This window comes from Shewanella electrica (genome assembly GCF_022321485.1).
Taxonomy (GTDB): domain Bacteria; phylum Pseudomonadota; class Gammaproteobacteria; order Enterobacterales; family Shewanellaceae; genus Shewanella; species Shewanella electrica.
This window is the reverse complement of sequence record NZ_JAKOGG010000437.1, coordinates 1-260: the sequence shown is the minus strand read 5'-3', so window position 1 is coordinate 260 and position 260 is coordinate 1. Positions and strand designations below refer to the sequence as shown.

The window sequence follows — 260 nt, the reverse complement described above, 5'->3', positions numbered from 1 at the left end:
CCGTCTCTTGGCAGGAGGACGAGGAACCCGGCACGCCAAAGACTCCGAGAACATCCACCACACCAGGTCATGAAAAATGCACCTTCCACCACGACCTGGAGCTGGACCACCGACCTCCTACCAGAGAAGCCCTCCTTCCAGACATGTCATCCTCCTACAGGCTTCTCCTCACCTCCTTGGGCGAGGACCCAGACAGACAGGGATTACTGAAGACACCGGAGCGGGCAGCCAAGGCCATGCTCTTCTTCACCAAAGGCTAC

At 58.5% G+C, this 260-nt stretch carries 1 protein-coding gene; it reads left to right on the top strand.

Annotation, left to right across the window (positions count from 1 at the left end; all coding sequences use genetic code 11):
• Positions 1-260 (top strand): GTP cyclohydrolase I (locus L9G74_RS21150; protein WP_238898722.1); only part of this gene is annotated, 260 nt, incomplete at both ends.